Annotated in this window: 18 protein-coding genes and 2 pseudogenes; 18 read left to right on the forward strand and 2 right to left on the reverse strand. The window is 29.7% G+C overall.

Annotation, left to right across the window (positions count from 1 at the left end; all coding sequences use genetic code 11):
* Positions 1-4: 4 nt before the first annotated feature.
* The 9 genes and pseudogenes from ABV008_RS08855 to ABV008_RS08895 all read left to right on the forward strand — a co-directional run bounded on the left by ABV008_RS08855 (position 5) and on the right by ABV008_RS08895 (position 8,254).
* The gene (locus ABV008_RS08855) at positions 5-1,114 is read left to right on the forward strand and encodes a capsular polysaccharide biosynthesis protein CapF (RefSeq protein WP_352419462.1); all 1,110 of its coding nucleotides are present in this window, start codon (positions 5-7) and stop codon (positions 1,112-1,114) included.
* A 5-nt stretch (positions 1,115-1,119) separates the two neighbouring features.
* On the forward strand, positions 1,120-2,244 hold the full coding sequence (wecB, locus tag ABV008_RS08860; protein WP_352419463.1) for a non-hydrolyzing UDP-N-acetylglucosamine 2-epimerase: 1,125 nt from the start codon (positions 1,120-1,122) through the stop codon (positions 2,242-2,244).
* A 1-nt stretch (position 2,245) separates the two neighbouring features.
* On the forward strand, positions 2,246-3,244 hold the full coding sequence (locus tag ABV008_RS08865; protein WP_352419464.1) for a glycosyltransferase: 999 nt from the start codon (positions 2,246-2,248) through the stop codon (positions 3,242-3,244).
* A gap of 34 nt (positions 3,245-3,278) precedes the next feature.
* Positions 3,279-4,445 (forward strand): O-antigen ligase family protein, encoded by a 1,167-nt coding sequence (locus ABV008_RS08870; RefSeq protein WP_352419465.1) that lies wholly within the window; start codon positions 3,279-3,281, stop codon positions 4,443-4,445.
* Between the two features lie 55 nt (positions 4,446-4,500).
* Positions 4,501-5,280, forward strand: coding sequence for a polysaccharide deacetylase family protein (locus ABV008_RS08875; protein ID WP_352419466.1), 780 nt, complete (start codon positions 4,501-4,503; stop codon positions 5,278-5,280).
* Positions 5,277-6,038: a GNAT family N-acetyltransferase gene (locus ABV008_RS08880; RefSeq protein ID WP_352419467.1), complete on the forward strand. Its 762-nt coding sequence runs from the start codon at positions 5,277-5,279 to the stop codon at positions 6,036-6,038. Before ABV008_RS08875 ends, ABV008_RS08880 begins: the two co-directional genes overlap by 4 nt.
* 58 nt (positions 6,039-6,096) lie before the next feature.
* Positions 6,097-7,647, forward strand: coding sequence for a murein biosynthesis integral membrane protein MurJ (murJ, locus tag ABV008_RS08885; RefSeq protein WP_352419468.1), 1,551 nt, complete (start codon positions 6,097-6,099; stop codon positions 7,645-7,647).
* A 13-nt stretch (positions 7,648-7,660) separates the two neighbouring features.
* A pseudogene (locus ABV008_RS08890) lies at positions 7,661-7,810 on the forward strand (small multi-drug export protein); the annotation flags it as partial.
* Between the two features lie 96 nt (positions 7,811-7,906).
* Positions 7,907-8,254, forward strand: coding sequence for a hypothetical protein (locus tag ABV008_RS08895; RefSeq protein ID WP_352419469.1), 348 nt, complete (start codon positions 7,907-7,909; stop codon positions 8,252-8,254).
* Positions 8,255-8,570: 316 nt separating this feature from the next.
* Here the strand turns inward: ABV008_RS08895 and istA are convergent, their stop codons facing one another.
* The gene (gene istA / locus ABV008_RS08900) at positions 8,571-9,974 is read right to left on the reverse strand and encodes an IS21 family transposase (RefSeq protein ID WP_352419470.1); all 1,404 of its coding nucleotides are present in this window, start codon (positions 9,972-9,974) and stop codon (positions 8,571-8,573) included.
* A gap of 112 nt (positions 9,975-10,086) precedes the next feature.
* Here istA and ABV008_RS08905 point away from each other — a divergent pair, with 112 nt between their 5' ends.
* Positions 10,087-10,776 carry a plasmid pRiA4b ORF-3 family protein gene (locus tag ABV008_RS08905; RefSeq protein WP_352419471.1) on the forward strand — a complete coding sequence of 230 codons (690 nt, stop codon included), beginning with the start codon at positions 10,087-10,089 and terminating at the stop codon, positions 10,774-10,776.
* Positions 10,777-11,211: 435 nt separating this feature from the next.
* Positions 11,212-12,654 carry a DUF2971 domain-containing protein gene (locus tag ABV008_RS08910; protein WP_352419472.1) on the forward strand — a complete coding sequence of 481 codons (1,443 nt, stop codon included), beginning with the start codon at positions 11,212-11,214 and terminating at the stop codon, positions 12,652-12,654.
* 452 nt (positions 12,655-13,106) lie between these two features.
* Here ABV008_RS08910 and ABV008_RS08915 read toward each other — a convergent pair whose 3' ends face one another.
* The gene (locus ABV008_RS08915; RefSeq protein WP_352419473.1) at positions 13,107-13,370 is read right to left on the reverse strand and encodes a hypothetical protein; all 264 of its coding nucleotides are present in this window, start codon (positions 13,368-13,370) and stop codon (positions 13,107-13,109) included.
* Positions 13,371-14,001: 631 nt separating this feature from the next.
* Here ABV008_RS08915 and ABV008_RS08920 point away from each other — a divergent pair.
* From ABV008_RS08920 to ABV008_RS08950, 7 genes and pseudogenes are all read left to right on the forward strand, one after another.
* A complete protein-coding gene (locus ABV008_RS08920; RefSeq protein ID WP_352419474.1) occupies positions 14,002-14,955 on the forward strand; it encodes an Rpn family recombination-promoting nuclease/putative transposase in 954 nt (317 codons plus the stop codon).
* Between the two features lie 275 nt (positions 14,956-15,230).
* Positions 15,231-15,338: pseudogene (locus tag ABV008_RS08925) on the forward strand (UDP binding domain-containing protein); the annotation flags it as partial.
* A 326-nt stretch (positions 15,339-15,664) separates the two neighbouring features.
* Positions 15,665-17,077, forward strand: coding sequence for an RNA/DNA-binding domain-containing protein (locus ABV008_RS08930; protein WP_352419475.1), 1,413 nt, complete (start codon positions 15,665-15,667; stop codon positions 17,075-17,077).
* 337 nt (positions 17,078-17,414) lie between these two features.
* Positions 17,415-17,732, forward strand: coding sequence for a hypothetical protein (locus tag ABV008_RS08935; RefSeq protein WP_352419476.1), 318 nt, complete (start codon positions 17,415-17,417; stop codon positions 17,730-17,732).
* A gap of 343 nt (positions 17,733-18,075) precedes the next feature.
* Positions 18,076-18,339 carry a hypothetical protein gene (locus ABV008_RS08940; protein ID WP_352419477.1) on the forward strand — a complete coding sequence of 88 codons (264 nt, stop codon included), beginning with the start codon at positions 18,076-18,078 and terminating at the stop codon, positions 18,337-18,339.
* Entirely contained in the window at positions 18,336-18,722 is a 387-nt protein-coding gene (locus tag ABV008_RS08945) for a retropepsin-like aspartic protease (protein WP_352419478.1), read from the forward strand. Before ABV008_RS08940 ends, ABV008_RS08945 begins: the two co-directional genes overlap by 4 nt.
* 598 nt (positions 18,723-19,320) lie before the next feature.
* Positions 19,321-20,283, forward strand: a complete 963-nt coding sequence (locus ABV008_RS08950; protein ID WP_352419479.1) for an AAA family ATPase — start codon at positions 19,321-19,323, stop codon at positions 20,281-20,283.
* Positions 20,284-20,286: the final 3 nt, after the last annotated feature.

A 20,286-nucleotide genomic window follows, 5' to 3' on the forward strand; every position in this document is an offset into this window, starting at 1 on the left:
AGATATGAGGATACTTATAACAGGAGCAAAAGGTTTTATCGGGAAAAACTTAGTAGCAGAACTTAAAAATAGAAAATACACAGATATTTATGAATACAATAGAGATACTGATCCTATTTTACTTGAAGAATACTGTAAGGAAGCTGATTTCGTATTTCATCTTGCTGGAGTAAATCGCCCTAAAGAACAATCGGAATTTATGGAAGGCAACTTTGGGTTTACATCTACTCTACTTGACACATTTAAAAGATATAGGAATAACTGCCCGGTAATGATTTCATCATCAATTCAAGCTGAACTTGATAATCCCTATGGAAAGAGTAAGAAGTATGGAGAAGATTTGCTATTTAATTATAGTAAAGAAACTGGAGCTAAAGTATTAGTTTATAGATTTCCAAATGTATTTGGAAAGTGGTGCAAGCCAAATTATAACAGCGCTGTAGCAACATTTTGCCATAATATTGCTCATGATTTACCTATAACTGTGAACGATCCAAGTGTTGTAATGAACCTTGTGTATATAGATGATGTGGTTAACGAATTAATTAATGCTCTCGATGGTGATGAAAATAAAAATGGAGACTTTTGTGAAGTACCAATATTTCATACTATTACCCTTGGGGATATTGCTGATTTAATCTATTCATTTAGAAAAAGCAGGGAAGAACGTTATATACCAGATATGTCTAATGAATTTACTAAGAAGCTATACAGTACATATTTAAGTTATTTACCAGAAGAACAATTTAGCTATGAACTAAAAATGAATGTGGATAATAGGGGTTCATTTACTGAATTCTTAAAGACTCCTGATAGAGGGCAGGTTTCCGTGAATATTTCTAAACCTGGAATTACAAAAGGGAATCACTGGCATCACACTAAAAATGAGAAGTTTCTTGTGGTGAGTGGTAAAGGGGTTATACGTTTTAGGAAGATAGATTCTGATGAAATCATAGAGTATGTTGTTAGTGGAGAAAAGATGGAAGTTGTAGATATACCTACTGGCTACACACATAACATAGAAAATCTTGGAGATACAGATATGGTTACTATCATGTGGGCCAATGAACAATTTGATCCAGAAAAACCGGATACTTACTACTTGGAGGTATAGAGCATATGAAGAAGTTAAAAGTGATGACAGTTGTAGGAACAAGACCTGAAATAATTAGATTGTCAGCTGTTATAAATAAATTAGAAGAGTCAGAAGCAATAGAACATATTTTAGTTCATACGGGACAAAATTATGATTATGAATTAAATGAAGTATTTTTTAAAGATTTCAAGTTAAAGAAACCAGATTACTTCCTTAATGCAGCTATTGGAACAGCAGTAGAAACTATAGGAAATATTCTTATAAAGATAGATCCCATTATGGAAGAAGTAAAGCCAGATGCTTTTCTAGTGCTTGGAGATACAAATAGCTGTCTATGCGCCATTGCAGCTAAGCGAAGACATATTCCAATATTCCATATGGAAGCAGGTAATAGATGCTTTGATCAGAGGGTACCAGAAGAAACAAATAGAAAAATTGTGGACCATACAGCTGATATTAACCTTACTTATAGTGATATAGCAAGAGAATACTTATTAAGAGAAGGAATACCTGCTGATAGAGTTATTAAGACGGGTAGCCCAATGTTTGAAGTTATTAACTCTAGAAGAGATGATATAGATAAATCAGATGTACTTGAAAGGTTAGGACTTGAAGGAGGAAAATATTTTGTTGTATCTGCACATAGAGAAGAAAATATTAATTCAGAAGTTAATTTCTTAGATTTAGTTGAAAGCTTAAATGCAGTAGCAGAAAAATATAAAATGCCTCTAATTGTAAGTACACATCCTAGGACTAGAAAGATGATTGAAGCAAAGGGCATTGAATTTAATCCTTTAGTAAAAACAATGAAACCTTTAGGTTTTAATGATTATGTGAAACTTCAAATCAAAGCAAAAGCAGTTCTTAGTGATAGTGGAACTATTAGTGAAGAGTCATCTATTCTTGGTTTTAAAGCTCTTAATATAAGACAAGCTCATGAAAGACCAGAAGCTATGGAAGAAGCATCAGTTATGATGGTGGGGCTTAAGAAAGAGAGGATTCTTCAGGGGCTAGAAGTTTTAGAAATTCAAGAAAAAGAGACATTAAGGTTAGTTAGGGATTATAGTATGCCTAATGTGTCTGATAAGGTGCTTAGAATAATATTGTCTTATACAGATTATGTGAATAGAGTTGTATGGGGGGAGTAGGATGAAGATAATGGTATTTGATGTACCGGCTGAATCAGGTGGGGCTCTTTCAATACTTAATGAATATTATGAGAATGCAGTTAATCAAAAAAATAAGAATATTGAATGGATATTTGTTGTAAGTAAGCCTAGACTGGAATCAAGAGAGAATGTTAAGATATTAAGATATCCGTGGATCAAAAAAAGCTGGTTTCATAGATTGTATTTTGATTATTTTATTGCACATAAATTAGTAAAAAAATATAGTGCTGATAAGGTACTATCACTACAAAATTTAACAATTCCAAGAGTTAAGGGTATTAATCAGACTTTATATGTACATCAATCTTTACCATTTGTAGATTATAGATTTAAATTTATAGACGATAAAAAGCTATGGGTTTATCAAAATATTATAGGAAAGGGAATAATAAACTCTATTAAAAAGGCAGACAATATAATAGTACAAACAGAGTGGATGAAAGAAAAATGTCTTGAAATGATAAAAGTTGATAAAGAAAAAATAGAAGTAAGACCTCCACAAGTTAATATAGAGCCAAAAAAATTCTATAATGCAAATTCAGAAAGTAGGAGGACTTTTTTTTATCCTGCAGGGAGTGGATATTATAAAAACCATAGAGTTATAGTTGATGCATGTGAAGAATTATTAAAAGAAGCTACCATAGACTTTCATGTCATCTTTACATTAAAAGGAGATGAAACAGATCATATTACTTCTTTATATAGTAAAACTGTAGATCTTGGATTGCCTATTAGTTTCATAGGTCAAATCTCAAGGGAAGAGGTATTTGAGTACTATACAAAATCAATTTTAGTGTTTCCTTCATATATAGAAACGTTTGGATTACCAATGCTAGAGGCGAAGCTGCATAAAGGAATGATATTAGCATCAGATTGTAGTTTCTCACGAGAGATATTAGATGACTATGAGAATGCTTTATTTTTTAATCCTTTTAATAGTGTAGAATTAAAAAATCTTATGTTTGGTAAAATTAAATAGTCGAAAGAGGCTAGATTATAAAAACATTATATAGGTGGTGACTAAAATTTCACGATTATTTAAAACAAATATTGCTATTTTAATAATACTTTATTTTCTTAGTTCAAGCATTTTTGCAACAGATATTATAAGGTTTGGAAAAGTGATTATGCCTATAGTGATAGTTATTTTATGGATAACTAATATATATATAAATAAATTAAGCATAAAAAAAACTGATGCTGTTATTTTATTTCTATTTGGATTATATTTTATTTTTGCTGTTTTGAGCACTTTTACTAGTATAGATAAAATTATAACATTTAGTGAAATTTCGGGCTTGATAATTATGTTTTTAATATCTTTTTGTATTATACCTTATTATATAGATACAGAAAATAAATATATGGAATTCATAATTCTTATAAATAAGATACTAACTTTACTTTTGCTTCTTAGCGTAGCTATAGGTTATAATAACCCAGGTCTAACTTATACAAATTATGGAAATAGACTTAGATATAAATCAATTTTAACTAATTCAAACGCACTAGGATCTTATGCAATGTTAGGAGGTATTAGTTCTCTAAGTTTAATATATTTAAAAGGGGAAAAAAGATATTTTATACCACTTATATTTAATTTAAGTTTATTATATTTAAGTGATTCGAGGACATCGTTGTATACTTTAATAATTTTTACAATAATTATAGTAGGATTTTATTTTTCCAGTAAGGGAAAAAGCTTTAAATTATTAATGAAAATATTAAAAGCTTTTTCCATTATTGCTGTGTCTATATTACTTTTGGTTTTATTATTTAATATAGAAAATATCTCATTTGTAAAAATAAATTCGATTTTATCAGGGAGGGCAGAGTTATGGCTAAGTCCTTTCGAAGGATTCACTGCAAGCCAGGTACTTTTTGGAAAAGGATCAAATCGAAGTTTTATAAATCCTCATAATTATTATATTAAATCCATTATGAGTTGGGGTTTAGTAAGTACAGTTATATTTATAATTATTATGGCCTATTTATTAATAGATATTATTAAGAAAATAAAGAAAACAGATAATAATGTACGTCTATATATAACATTATCTATTTACATATCGTTCTTGGCATTTTCATTTTTTGAATCTATGTTTTTCAATATTGGAAATTTAGCAAGTATGGTTTTATGGATTCATTTAGGATTATCATTAAACTTAACTAAGGAATGAATTATTAAAAAATCACTAGATGGGAACTATATTAAAGTCTAAAGGAGGAAATGTTATGAAGATAATAAAGAAAATGCTATTTAAAATATCATATTTGCTAAGTTGGTTTACAAAAAAAAATTTAAACTTAATATACTATCATGATGTTGTTGCTAGTAGTGGTCATAGTTATATGAAAATTGAAACTGATAAATTCAAAGAACAAATGGAGTATATAAAAAACAACATATATAATACCTTAACTTTTTCTGATTTAAAAAAAGAAGAATATCTAGACAGAGAAAACAATGTGTTAATAACATTTGATGATGGTTGGTTAAGTAATTATGAAGTAGTATATCCTATAATGAAAGAATTAGATCTTAAGTTCAATATATTTTTAGAAGTGGGAGCTATAGGTAAAAAAGAAAATTACTTAACATGGGATATGGTTAATGAAATGAAAGAGAGTAATATAGTTGGTTTTGGTGCACATACATTTAATCATATAGATGCTAGAACCATAGATGACGGTAATGTCAATCTAGAAATAATAAAGTCAAATGAAATAATAAAGGAAAAAACGAATTTAATTACAAAAGACTTTTGTTTCCCTTATGGATATTATAATGAAAGTATTATAAATTACATAGAAAAGCTGGGAGTCTATGATAGGTTATACACTTCAGATGGAGTATCAATAATTACTAAAAATGATATTAAAGTATTTGGAAGAGTAGGAATTGAAAATGAAGATTCTATGAAAGAATTTATTAATAAATTAGAAGGACGATATAATTTATACTATTCTACTATTAATAGAATCAGAAAATCTGCTAGAGGAGAGAAACAATGAAACCTTTTAAAGATATTATTTTAAAAGCAATATGGACTGATAACATTCGTAAAGAAGAAGTTTTAGACTTCATTAATACTCAAGATCGTGTTTTCAAAAATAGCTATAGTGTAAAGAAGTTTGAAAAGAAGTATAATGATAATATCTATGGAAAGTCTTTAATAATTTTGGCATATTTAGATAATAAATGTGTCGGTGCTAGAGCATTTTGGAGAAATGACATTGAAGGGATGAAAGCATATCAACCATGTGATACAGCAGTATTAGAGGACTATAGAGGATATGGGATTTTTACTAAAATCAATGATAAGGGATTAAAGAATATAGAAGAGAATACTTTGATTTATAATTTTCCAAATGATAATTCTTTACCAGGTAATTTGAAAATGGGGTGGAAGATACATAGCAGAAGAAGGTATAAAATTTTCAATCCAATAATAAATTCAAAAGAAATAATGAAAGTCGATGAGAAATATTTTGAATGGTTATTAAATGATACAAATTCTAAAAATATAGATTTACTAAAGTATGTTTGTTTAAATAAAAAGTATTATCTATTGAGGAAAAGGGCAAAAAATATATATCTAATCATTGGAGAAATACATAAAGAAAGTGCTTTGTTTATTTCAAAAGCTAAATTTCCTATATTGTTACATTATTCTAGCAAGGGTTATATTGGAAGGGGGATTGTAACAGTAATAAGAAATACTAACAAAGAGATAAATATTCCTTTATATAAAATTGATACATTATTTTGATTGGAATGAAACCATGTTATATATTGAATAGAATTTATTAAGAGGGTTGGAGATAAATGTGACTAAATCAAGGCAAGCTACTAAATCGGCTTTAATAATAGTATTTTTTACTTTCGGAAGTAAATTAATTGGATTTATCAGAGAAATGCTTATTGCATCTAAATTTGGCTCAAGTATGGAAACAGATTCATATTTTATAGCTATTACTGCTACTGGATTAATAATAGGTTTGATAAGTAATGCTATATCAACAACATTTATTCCTGTGATAACGGAGGTAGAAGCAAAAGAGGGGAAAATAGGAAAAATTGAACATACTAATAATATGATAAATGTTGTATTTATTATATCAATTATTTTATTAATCATAGGATGGATAGCTTCTCCAATTATAGTAAGGATAGTTGCTAGAGGCTTTGTTGGTGAGCAATTTGATCTAACAGTTAAGTTAAATAGAATTGCTATGCCAATGATATTATTTAGTGGTATTGTAGGTGTACTTACTGGGTTTCTACATAGTGAAAATAAATTTGCAACTTCTTCTGCATTGGGATTTCCTAGAAATTTAGTTTATATAGTATTTTTACTATTTTTTTCATCTAAATTTGGTATAGTGGGATTAATGGTAGCTAGTACAATTGCTGTTGCATCACAAGTCATAATTTTAATACCTGATGCAATAAAAAGTGGATTTAAATATAAATTAATATTTGACTTTAAAGATGTATATGTAAAAAGAATCTTAATCTTAAGCGTACCAGTACTAATTAGTGTGGCTATTAATGACCTTAATGCAATAGTAGATAGAACACTAGCTTCTAGTCTAGAGGTTGGAAGTATATCTGCATTAAATTATGCCAATAGACTAATCAATCTGATTTTAGGGGTGTTTATTACGGCTGTTACAACTGTAATATTTCCTTTGCTTTCAAAAGAATCTAATGATGGAAATATAGATAATCTTAAAATAGTTATGGGACGCGGTATCAACATAATAATGATAATGATAATACCAGCAAGTGTAGGAATGATAGCACTAGCTAAACCAATTATAGAAATAGCATTTGAAAGAGGATCCTTTGATGTAATAGCTACCCAAATGTCCTCACAAGCACTTATGTTTTATTCAATAGGGTTATTGGGAATGTCAGTTACATTACTATTAAATAGAGTATATTATTCATTGCAAGATACAAAAGCACCAATGGTTAATGGTGCTATATCTGTAGGGTTTAATATAATACTCAGCCTAATCCTAGTAAAATTCATGGCTCATTCAGGCCTTGCACTAGCTACAAGTATAGCTACTACTATTGCTACTATACTATTGTTGTATGGATTAAAAAAGAAGATTGGGTCATTGGGAACTAAGGGATATATAACTACATTTCTTAAAACTGGACTAGCTTCTGGAGTTATGGGAGTAGTTGCATATTTAATTTATCATGGATTATATAGGATGCTTGGAGTATCTAAATTATATAATTTGATATCGTTATTGATGGCTGTTGGAGCTGGAGTAGTAGTGTATTTGATATTGTGCTATGTATTTAAGGTTGAGGAAGTTGGGAATGTTGTTGGTAAGGTTAAAAGGAGATTGAAAAGATAAGTTTCCTCTTCCTGGTACAGGGGTATGGAGTGGCAGTCTTGCAGCTGCACTACTTGATATGAGATTTAAGTGGGCGTTTCCAGCTATATTAGTGGGTAATTTGATTGCTGGGATTTTGATAATGGTTTTGAGTCATGGGGTAGTTTCGGTGATTGGTGGGTAGCAAAACCTGGTAAGGGTCCTGGACTCGTGGCGGTTTGAACTCAAGAACCAAGAATAGTAAAATCCATGTAATTACTAATTAAGGTAGGATAACAATATGATTTCGATAATTAGCTTTATAGCATATATCATAGCATCAATTTTATATTTTACTAATGGGCAGATGATATTGTTTTATTTGTCAGTTACACTACTCATCATTACATATGCTGTAAACTCTTATGTACGCCATTATCGAATTAGAATTCTTAGGGAAATTTTTAATAATACTGTAGAGCAAATGGAAGCTAATGGGGCAACTGATGATGACATACAAGCGTTTGCTGTAAATACAAAGGTAGATAAAAGCCTACTTAAATATCCTGTATGGATTAAGTGGGTAATAATCCCAAGTGTTTTAGTAAGCCTTATATTACTTGTAATAGGAATCATAGGGAAGGTGTAACATATGGCATCCTTGCCAGGTACCATGAACGATATTATTAGCCATTGAGGCCATAAAAAGATTTATGTAGAAATTAAATTGATAAAAGGATAGTAACTTTCCCTTCCTATTTCTATATGGTTAAATCTATCTCTAAAGTTGTACAAAAGTTTGTTTAAAAGTGGTACAAATTGAGCTAAAAATAATTAAAAATTAAGTAGGGTTAAAGCAAAAATAAAATACACAATATTCTGAAAATAAAAAAGAGCATAAAAAGCCCTTGATTATAAAATAGATTTTTTGAAATTTTCAAGGGACATTTTTTAGATTAATTGAATTAATATATAAGCAATATTGAATCAAGTATTTTTTCAATAGTTAAGCTTGAATAATCATTACCATTTAATCGCAATACTTTTTTCATGGTATTCTTTGGATATTTTTTAATGATTTCTAATAAAGCTATAAAATCATTTGTGTTTTTGTTAAATGTTTTTTCATAAAGCTTTTGTAACCAACTAGGCATAGATCTTTTTTCACGACTATTATCAAAACCAGCAGATTTTACCTTTAACTTGTGCAGCATATGCCATATTCTGTACTTTTTCTTTTTTTTGTTTTTGCTAATTTTATATTTTCCTAAGATATCTTCTTTTTTAGAAAGTATGTATAGCACTTTATCGGCATATCTTACTAAGACCTTTTCACCTTTGAATTCTTCAGGTACTGAGTAGCTATTTCCTCTGAAAGAGATTAAACAAGTATTTCTTACTTTGCGTTCTACTTCATCAAAATAAATGTATTCTTTCAGAGGTAATGGACTAAATAATGGTTTTTCATGAAGCATTAGATTATAACAAGTGTCATTTTTTTCATGATGCTTTTTTTTATTTAGTTCATCAAATGTTTTATTGATAAATTTTCTTAAATCATCTATAGATTTAAATGTACTATTTGTTGATATTAGTTTGTTTTTCACAACTTTAACAGCATTTTCTACTGTTCCTTTTTGATTTGGTTTATAGGGTGTACAAAAACGCACATTAAAAGAATAATGAAATGATAGATCAGTAAATAATCTTGTAAGTTTAACCTCATTTTTTCTATATGAGGCACTTATTTTAGCAATCTTCATGTTATCAATAAGCAAAACAGGAGGTATACCTCCCATATCATACGCAAAATTTTTAAAGGCATAACAAAAAGATTTACTATCCATTTTTTCAGTAATATAAACTTTTCTATAGTTACTATATGGCAAAGCAAAAACTGCAAAGTATATTGTTTTTGTTTTTTCATCTATTTGGATTTTAGATTGTCCCCAATCAAATTGAGCAATTTCTCCTGGAGCATAGAAGATATCAAGATAACTTTTCTTCAAACGGTTTTTCTCTTGACGTAAAAGCTCTTTAGTTTTTGATAAAGAGATTTGAAAACCTTCAGCTTGAAGATTATGATATATATCTTCATAGGTTATACTTTTTTGCTGATTCTTATAGGATAGAGATTTTTGTAATGATATATAGTAACGAATTCTCTCTTTTATTTTTTCGATAAATGGATCATATATTGATTTTCTTTTTTTCTTACTTGGTATAATTGAGCCAGTACTTTTTAAACGTTTTGATAATTTCATGACAGTAGTCTTGGATATTTGTTCATTATTAGCAATTTTACGAATAGGTATGTTGTGTTGTAGTTGATGCATGATACTTTGATATGTAGCATCTGGTAATGTCATAATGCTTCCCCCTTATCATTCTAAAATTTCATATTAAATAATAACATATTTTCATTATGATGTGGAACAATTAAAACAATAGATAATTATAATAAGACAATGGAGGTAACCCATGAAAATACTAAAACTTAGAATTTCATTAGATGAAATACAACCAGAAATTTATAGGGAAGTGCTTGTAGATAAAGAAATTACATACCATGATTTGCATATGGTGATTCAAAAGGTGTTCGGCTGGGAGGATTATCATTTATATGAGTTTAATGTAGAAGGTGATAGAATAGGTGATCTTGAAAATGATGAATTTGGAGATATAACTTATGATTCTAAAACAACACCTATTTTTTCTGATGAAAAGGATTTTTATTATGAATATGATTTTGGTGATTCGTGGGAGCATACCGTTAAAATTGTTGAAGAGTTAGAGGCTGACCCTGATATGAATTATCCTGTGTGTATAGGAGGAAAAAGAGCCTGCCCACCTGAGGATTGTGGTGGCGTTTCTGGATATGAAGAGCTTTTAGAAGATCCTGAAGAATTTGTAGAATGGCTAGGCTATAGATATGATCCAGAATCTTTTACGGTGGAATGGGCCAATGAAAGATTACATGACCCTAATTGCTGCAGGAAAGGCTATACTGTTGAAGATTTAGCTGAAATGGCAGGAAAGTCAACTGCTACTATTAAGAGATGGATTAAAAAGTTAGAAGATAATGAGCTTAAAGATTATCTTTGGAAGTATGAAGGAAAGATATTATTACTAGATCCTGAAGGTGTGCCTATACTATTTAGGCTATTTTAGGTGAGATAATGAGGGTGCATTTAGTTAGTATAGAGAATAAGTTTGATAAAAAGAAGAAACTAAAACTACAACCAAGGGCCTAAGTGCTTTTTTTAAATGTAAAAGAAGAGTTGGTAAAACAACCATAGGGGATTGAAACAACCATAGGGGATTGGTGCCAGACACTTAACTTATTAACTTATTTTTGTTTTAGAATTTGACACACAGGCCAAGGAACTTCAGTACTTCAACTCGTACAAGCCTTTGAAGAAGTTAACAACATCAAGATCCCATTTGAAATAGTAGATAGAACACCCACCAATAAACCCTTCTTTCGTATGCAGATGCAAGTAAGACAGAGCGAGAACTAGGTTGGAAAGCTCGGAAGGGTATTAAAGAGATGTGTTTAGATAGCTGGAGGTTTGAGAAGGGGTATGGAGAGTAACAAGTAAACTTGTGACTATTCAGAAGGTGAAGAAATCAATGTATAGATTCAGAAGAATAGAAAATTTAATAGGAAAGTATAAAGAACTTGAAAATCAAGAAATCTATTTTTCGGACATTGTTTCTTTGAATGATCCAATGGAAGGATTTAGAGAGTTTTATTGGTCTGGAGATGTAATTGCTTGGAAAAACTTGTTTAAGCATTATATTCTTTGTCTTGAGCAAATGTGTTTCTTAGCATATTTAAGCGATGAGATGCAAATATTTAGTGCTAGGGATATACCAATTTTTATAGAAGAGGATAAATTACCAACAGAACAATATAGGCAAATGTTTCGTGAAATCTGGGAGAAGTTCTTTCAAATTGATGGAATTAAAGAATATATTGCTATTATTGCATCTTTACCATGGAAGGTTTATCGTGATGAAATTTATGCCTATTTCAAATATATCCATTTTATAGCCTTTCAAGTTATCATGGAAACGTATATTAAACATGGATTCCAAGAATCATATACTACTCAACCACCAGATTATTCTAGTCATTTAAAAGGTTTTGTTGAGGCATTGAAAAAAATAAATTTGGTAGATGAGGATGAACAAGATAAAATTAAAATTCTAGTAAAAATACAAAGAGATTTATTGCTGGAGTTTGATTTAATTAGCGCATACAAACTATATGATAGCCCTATAAATCAACGAAGGTGGTTTATATTATCTGAGTTTACAAACGCTTACTTAGATAGTCTTATAAAACTTACATATCCTGAAGCTTATGTTGCCTGCTTTATGAGTGATTGCACCAATGCAGCAGTTTGGGGACATTATGGGGACAGTCATAAGGGTGTATGTTTAAAGTTTAGAACAAAAGATACAAATGGTATCCCTTCAATTGATCTAAATTGCATAATAGGTATGGGAGAAAAGCCTATATATGATTATAGACAATTTCCATTTCATAAGATAGATTACACAAATAAATTTAAAGAAATTGATTTTTTTAAATCTATCGGTCGTCTTACAATGGGTCAACTCATGAGACAGTGGTATACTGACCAGGAAGGGAATAGAAGTAGCTGTGCAGATCATATGATAGATAAGAAAAGAGAAGAAATATGGCGTGACCAATATTGGAATAGTTACAATAGCGGTTTTCTTATAAAACTTAAGGATTGGGAGTATGAGAAAGAACATAGGTTGCTTTTATCAAGTGTTCTTGATTCGTTTGAAGAAGTTGAAGACCGCAAGCTTAAGTATAAGTTTGATGATCTTGAAGCTATAATTTTTGGTACGAGGACATCCATTGAGGATAAAATAAAAATTATAAAGATTATTGAGTCTAAATGTAAAGTAAATCATAGAAAAAACTTTGATTTCTATCAGGCTGAATATTCTCAAACTACTGGAAGAATGGGAATTAGAAAATTAGATTTTATAAAGTTGGACTTAACTTAAATTAATGAAGGAAATGGGCCAGGCACTTAACTTATTAATGATTGGTGTCAGATACTCAGGAACTTATAGTACAAGCATATAATATAGTAGCTATTGAGGCTATAAGGTGAACAGAGGGCGAAGTCGGCTGCTAATATAATGATCCGACTGCCCTAGTTTTTACATAAAATTAAGTAAGGTATTTTTCTATTACATCTTCTATAAGATGAATTAATTTTCTTAGTTCATTTTTTATTTTATTTTTAGTTTCAGGATCATAGGAGTCCAAATCGCTAGTTAGGCATTCAGTGAATTTTTCATAGGTTTTAAAGAAATTACTAATGGATTTTTTCTTGTTTTCATCGTTTTTTAATTGGAATGCTTTGTTTCTTAATAGATTAAGTCTTTTTTCTAATCTATTGACTTGATTGTCGAAGGATTTTACTGTTTTGTATAAACCAGTAACTTGTTTTTTAGTGAGATTGAGATCCTTTTGTAATTTCTGAACTTCTTCTTGATATTCTTTTAGTATCTTTACGAGGTATCTTATATGTTACGATTCCATCAGGATGATAATTACCTTGAAAAATAATATATCCATCCATTGAAATGCATTGATGACCTTCCAGGTTAACTTGTGTTACCACCTTTGTTATCTCTTTGTGACAACTCTGTAAGTTTTCAACTCCAGATTTTTCTTTAGCATCAACCAGCCTGAACTCTTGTGTTGTCATCATAAAAAAACACCTCCCACTTGTACATCTTATTAAGTGAAAGGTTGTCTCATTCGTCAACTTTATATAAAATTTCACGGGACAAGTTAATAATACCTTGGCTATTGTTTATTAAGAGGCCAGCGGTGTAAATGAATGGTGCCAGGCACTTAACATTTTAATATTTAATATTTTTATTCGTATTTTAGTTAATTATATAATATGATTTAATAGTTATTGTACCCCAAAAAAGGCATAAAAAAAGCTTTATCAAGTATTTAAAAGCAACGATAAGCTAAGTTGAAATGGTTGTAATATATGAATGTTGCAATATAAAAAATTATATGTTACAATTAAGGATGATTGGTGCCAGGCACTTAACTTATTAACTTATTGAATGTTCTGAAAATATGATATGCAAGTTTATAGATAGAGGACCTTAGCTACATGAGGTAATTTTTGTAGATGAGGTCTTTTTTTGTTATGAAAAGAAATAAAATAAAATATAGATTTGTGACAATTTAAATAAGGATGGAACGAAGAAACCAACAAAGAAAATTACTAATTATTGTAATAACAGCGTTCAATATGATATAATACAAGCAAGGATATTTTTAATAAAAAGTACTATAGTGGTAGAAGGGAAGGCTAAGATATGAGTATTATAAAAAAGCCTCACGACAAGTTTTTTAAGGAAACTTTAAGTGACATAGAAACTACTAAGGATTTTATGATAAATTATTTACCAAAGGATTTACTATCAGTAATTGATCTTGAAAACCTAAAACCTGAGAAGGATAGCTACATAGAAAAAGAATTAGAAGAAACATTTTCTGATTTGTTATTTAAGACTAATATTAATGGCCAAGAAGGATATATTTATTTTTTATTTGAACATAAAAGTTACATATCAAATAGAATTACTCTGCAGCTACTAAAATATATGATTAACATTTGGGAACAAAAAACAAATAAAGAAAAGGCTTCTACACTACCTATGATTATTCCACTAGTTGTATACCATGGAAAATTAAAATGGAACACATCAAAAAGCCTTGGAGGGATAATAGAAGGTATAGAAAGTATGCCAGAATCTATAAAAAAATACATCCCAGATTTCGAATACATTCTATACGATTTATCTCCTTATGGAGATGAAGAAATTAAAGGAAATGCAAAACTTAGAATCTTTCTAGAAATATTAAAATCTATTTTCAATGAAGATCTTGAAAAATTCATAGATACACTTGTAAGGGCGCTTGAGACCTTAGAAAAACTGGATAAACAGGAAAAAGGTATAGATTATTTTGAAACATTTATTAGATATATTATGAATGCTAGAGAAGATATTAATTTAACGAATGTATATGAAATAGTGAAAAATATCTCTTTAGAAAGGAGTGAGGATATTATGACAATTGCAGAGCAGCTTATTAAAGAAGGCATGGAAAAAGGCATAGAAAAAGGTATAGAAAAAGGTATTTTAGAAGGAAAAAGAAAAACAGCAATAAACATGTTAAGATTAGGATTAACAGTAGAACAAGTGGTAGATGCTGCCGAGCTATCTATTGAAGAAGTGATACAATTAAAAAAAGAAATAGAAAATTAAGAATGAGTCGCACCTGGAACTCAGGCACTCAGGCACTTAACGTATTAACTTATTGAATGTTCCAAAAATTAGTTAGATAAATTTATAAATGACGGACTCCAGCTGCAGGAAATATTATAGGTAGCAGGAGTCTTTTAAATTTGCTGGAATAAAGCAAAACTTTAATTTCGTATAATACCAGAAAATCAAAAGAAACGAATGGCTCAAAGGATTCAAAATGAACTAGGGAATATAAAAGGTAAGCAACTAGCTATTTTAGGACTCCAAATACAGATGATATGAGAGAAGCTCCATCTATTACTATACTAAATGAATTAGCATTAAAAGGTGCTTACTTTAAAGTATATGATCCTATTGCGTATAAGGAAGCAAAATGGGACTAGATAAAAATGAATGGTGCCAGGCACTTAACACATTAGCTTATTGAATATTCTGAAAATACGACATGCAAATATATAGATAGAGGACCTTAGCTACATGAGATAATTTTTGTAAAAAGGTCTTTTTTTGTTATGAAAAGAAATAAAACAAAATAAAGCTTTTGTTCCATTAAAACTTTTAAGCAAGAAATGAGAAAGTAGTTAAATAAGCAATCTTTGGTAATATGTTGTTTGTAAGATAAAATTGGTGATATAATTAATGTAAATTATATTAGAATTAGTAAAAACTATACATCATATATTAGAATAAAAAAGACGGGTGTTATATTATGAAGATAGAAAGACTAAAAGAAATTCTTGTTGATGGCGAAAGCATAACTGTAGAGTTTAAGCAAAGCAAAAACAAATTAAATAAAGATGTTTTTGAATCTGTCTGTGCTTTTCTAAATCGGAATGGAGGACATCTTTTTCTTGGTGTTGAGGATAATGGTGATATAGTAGGCATTGATCCAGAATCAATTGAGAAGGTTAAAAAGAATTTTGTGACTTCTATGAATAATCCTCTAAAAATCAGTCCAACATTTTATTTATCTATTGAAGAAGTAAAAATAGATGAAAAAACGATACTTTATATCTTTGTTCCTGAGAGTTCCCAGGTTCATAGGTGTAATGGGAGAATTTATGATAGAAATGAAGATGGTGATATCGATATTACCGATAACACAAATCTTGTTTCTGGATTGTACATGAGGAAACAGGGAACGTATACAGAGAATCGAATCTTTCCTTTTGCAGAGTTATCAGAGCTGAAAAGTAATCTTTTTGTAAAGATAAGAAAGTTAGCCAGCAATCAAAAGGCTAACCATCCTTGGGAGTTGATGGATGACTTTGAGCTTCTAAAAAGTGCTGGACTATTTCTTAAGGATTTACAAAGTGGAAAGGAAGGTATTACATTAGCAGGAATTCTTCTTTTTGGTAATGATCAACTAATTCATGCTGCATTGCCTCACTATAGAACTGATGCTATTCTTAGAAGAGAAGATACAGACCGTTATGACGATAGAGATGATATTCGAACCAATTTAATAGATAGCTATGAAAGGCTAATGCAGTTTATTGCTAAACATCTTAATGATAAATTCTACTTAGAAAAAGACCAGCGGATAAGTGTTAGAGATAAAATTTTTAGAGAGGTTGTATCAAACATCCTTATACATAGAGAATTTGCAAGTCCATTCCCAGCAAAACTTGTTATAGAGAAAGATAGGGTTTTTACAGAAAATAGTAACAAACCACATGGTAATGGAATTATAGACCCTAATAATTTCTCACCATATCCTAAAAATCCTACCATAGCGAAGTTTTTTAAAGAAATTGGTTGGGTGGACGAGTTGGGATCTGGAGTTAGAAATATTTTTAAATATAATAAGATTTACTCTGGTACAGAACCTACTTTTATTGAAGATGATATATTCAGAACCATTATTCCATTAATTGCGCAGGATACCGCGCAGGATACCGCGCAAGATACCGCGCAAGTTGATGAAAGCATTAGTAAATTGTTAGATTTTTGTAAGGTCCCAAGATCTAGAAGCGAAATGCAAGAATTCATGAAGTTAAGCCATAGAGAAAACTTTAGAAAAAATATTTTAAATCCATTAATCAAGGGTGGTTTGTTAAAACTTACAATTCCTAACAAGCCCACAAGTCCAAAGCAGAAATATTATTCTGAAAAAAGGTAAACGGAATTGTAATGAATGGTGCCAGGCACTTAACTTTCAGAGTATTTTGCATATTAATTTATTGAACAATATACCACCTTTTGGTAAAATGAAGCCAGAAGGTGGTATATTGTTAAGAAAATAAAATACACCTGATGAAACTAGTTAGGACATATATAAGGATTATGAGTTAGAGGATAAATGAATCTGTTGTGGTGGACAACCATTACTATGTATTTACAAGATAAAACTATTTAAAATATTACAGTCATGTATTACTTATAAGTAATATTAATTGGAAAAATCGTTGCAAATATTACTTATAAGTAATATAATATGTAAATAAGGAGATACTATAATGAAAGAAGAAAAAATTTCAAAGGTATTGTATCCCGATTTTTTTAATAGTGACTATATAACTACTTTTTCAGAAATAAATGAAGAGTTAAAAGAACTAATCGAACTAAGTGGGTATAAGGAAGAATTTACTAGAAAATTTAGAAAAACGCTAATAATGTTAGAGAATTTGAAAAGAAATTGTATTAAGCAAAAGTCTTTTGAAAGACTTACTAAAAAGGGAGATATATACTCTATTAGGCTTATTGGTAACAAAAAGGTGAATTGGTGCCAGGCACTTAACTTATTACTTAACTTATCAACTTATTGGATGTTCTGAAAATTAGTTAGATAAATTTATAGATAGAGGACCTTTGCTACATGAGATAATTTTGTAGAAGAGGTCTTTTCTTGTTATGAAAAGGAATAAAACAAAAAAATCTTTTGTGACGTTTTTTAACGAATGGGAGTTAGACATTTAGCTTTTTAAATTATTGAAATTTTAGATAATTTTATTGGATTTAACGAAAATGAAAAGTGAATCAACCTTTTTGAAGGTATTTCCTCTTTTTGATTACAAGTGTTTTTTTTAGTTTACGATAATAATATATGATATACTATTTTTAGAATAGACAAGTAGAGCGACTTAAATTTCTCAATATGAATAGGAAGGAGGCTATTAAATGAAATGGGAAGATGTGAGACAAAAATATAATAATGAATGGATTATTATTGAAGCTATTAATGCACGAACTCAAGATGACAATAGGATTATTGACCAACTAACAGTGGTTGATGCTTTTAACAATGATAATAACGAAGCTTTACGTAAATATGTAGAACTGCACAAAGCTCATCCTGAAAGAGAGTTGTATGTTGTTCATACATCACGAGATCAGCTAAATATAAAAGAACGTAGATGGACCGGGGTGAGAGGGACACAATGAATATAACTATAAAAGATGGGCTGCCTTTTATTGAAGTAGAATTAATTCATGAAGGCAAGATTATAAAGCTCGAAAATGTTCTTCTTGATACAGGATCAGCATCAACAATTATTTCTACAGATATTGCTTTAGATTTAGGGCTAGGCCCAAGTCCTGAAGATGAGCTTTTTAGAATTCGGGGTGTTGGTGGATCAGAATATGTTTATGAAAAAAGCATAGAAAAAATTAAGTTGGAAACAGCTGTAGTTTCAAATTTAAAGATTGATATAGGTGCTATGAACTATGGTTTTGATATTGATGCAATATTAGGGATGAATTTCTTAGTGTCCGTAGGACTAATCATAGATATTAGTAAAATGACTGTTTATTCTGTAAATGAATGAAGGGATTAGTGCCAGGCACTTAACTTATTAACTTATTGAGAAACATTCCACCTTTTGGTAAAATAAAACCAGGAGGTGTTTTTTATTGGGAAGAAAACCTAGAATAGAGTACAATGGTGGAATATACCATGTTATACAAAGGGGGAAATAACAGACTGTACATATTTGAAAAAGAAGAAGATAAAATAGACCTGATGAAGTTGGTAAAGGATGATAAATATCTTTTGCCTTTAATTTGATATGAAATAAATGATTGGTGCCAGGCACTTAACTTATTAATACTCTATAGTTGTAATATATCAGAAATGTATTGAGTAAAATTTAAGTAGAAGGTGTGGAAATCCTCTGAAGCCGGGTAAGATCTAGACTAAGCAAGAAAACGAATGATTGACAAATTCCATAATTAAGCATATAATATTGTAATAGCTCTAGTATTAAAAGAGTATGAAAATTAGAATACGTAGGGTCACGTTGCTGAACCCTATATAGTATAGACGGCACGTGCATAGGTATGTGTCCTTTTTTTATATAAAAATAGAAAAATTATAATGCTATAACTATTAAATAAAAAATTAAATTCAGAAAGAGGGTGAAGGGTATGGCGACAATTGAACAAGTAAAGGCATTAATGAGAGCGCATTTTGAAAATAACAATGATAAGTTTCGGACAATAGTTTTACAAATAGCAGCACATGAAGCAAAAGTAGGTCATACCGCTAGTGCAAGAGAGATAAAAGAATTAGCACAAAACCCGAAGTATGATAGTAAAAATAAAATTATAAAATTGAATAATAAACTTGATGTGCTCGAACAAAAGTATGTTGATGCTACACTTTCAGATTTAGTTGTATCAGAAGATTTGGAGCTTAAAATTAGCAGAGTTTTAAAAGAGTATAGAAAGAAAGAAATTTTAAGAAAAAATGGTTTAAAAAATCGATCTAAGATATTACTTACAGGCAACCCAGGAACAGGCAAAACAATGACTGCATCTATAATTGCAAGTGAGTTAAATCTACCTTTGTATGTAATTCAATTAGATAGGCTTATCACTAAATACATGGGAGAAACAAGTGTAAAGTTACGCCAAGTTTTTGAACAAATTTATGAGATAAGAGGAGTTTATCTATTTGATGAATTTGATGCTATTGGCTCTGATAGGAGTTTAGACAATGATGTAGGAGAGATGAGAAGGATATTAAATTCATTTTTGCAATATCTTGAGGATGATGATTCCTATAGTATAATCATTGCCGCTACAAATAATCCAAACTTATTAGATAATGCATTGTTTAGAAGATTTGATGATGTTCTAGAATATAAAATCCCAGACGTTTCACAAATTGAAAGGTTATTTAGAATGAAGCTTACAGGACTGGCTTTAAATGAAGTTTTTTCAGAAGATATGTATATGAAAGCAAAAGGATTAAATCACGCTGACATAACTAGAGCTTGTGAAGATTCAGTTAAGTATTCTATTTTGGAGGAGAAAGAAATAACTAAAGATATTCTTTTAACCTTTATACAAGATAGAAAAGACTTCTATAAGTATAAGGAGGCTTAAGAG

The organism is Proteiniborus sp. (genome assembly GCF_040308045.1).
GTDB lineage: Bacteria > Bacillota > Clostridia > Tissierellales > Proteiniboraceae > Proteiniborus.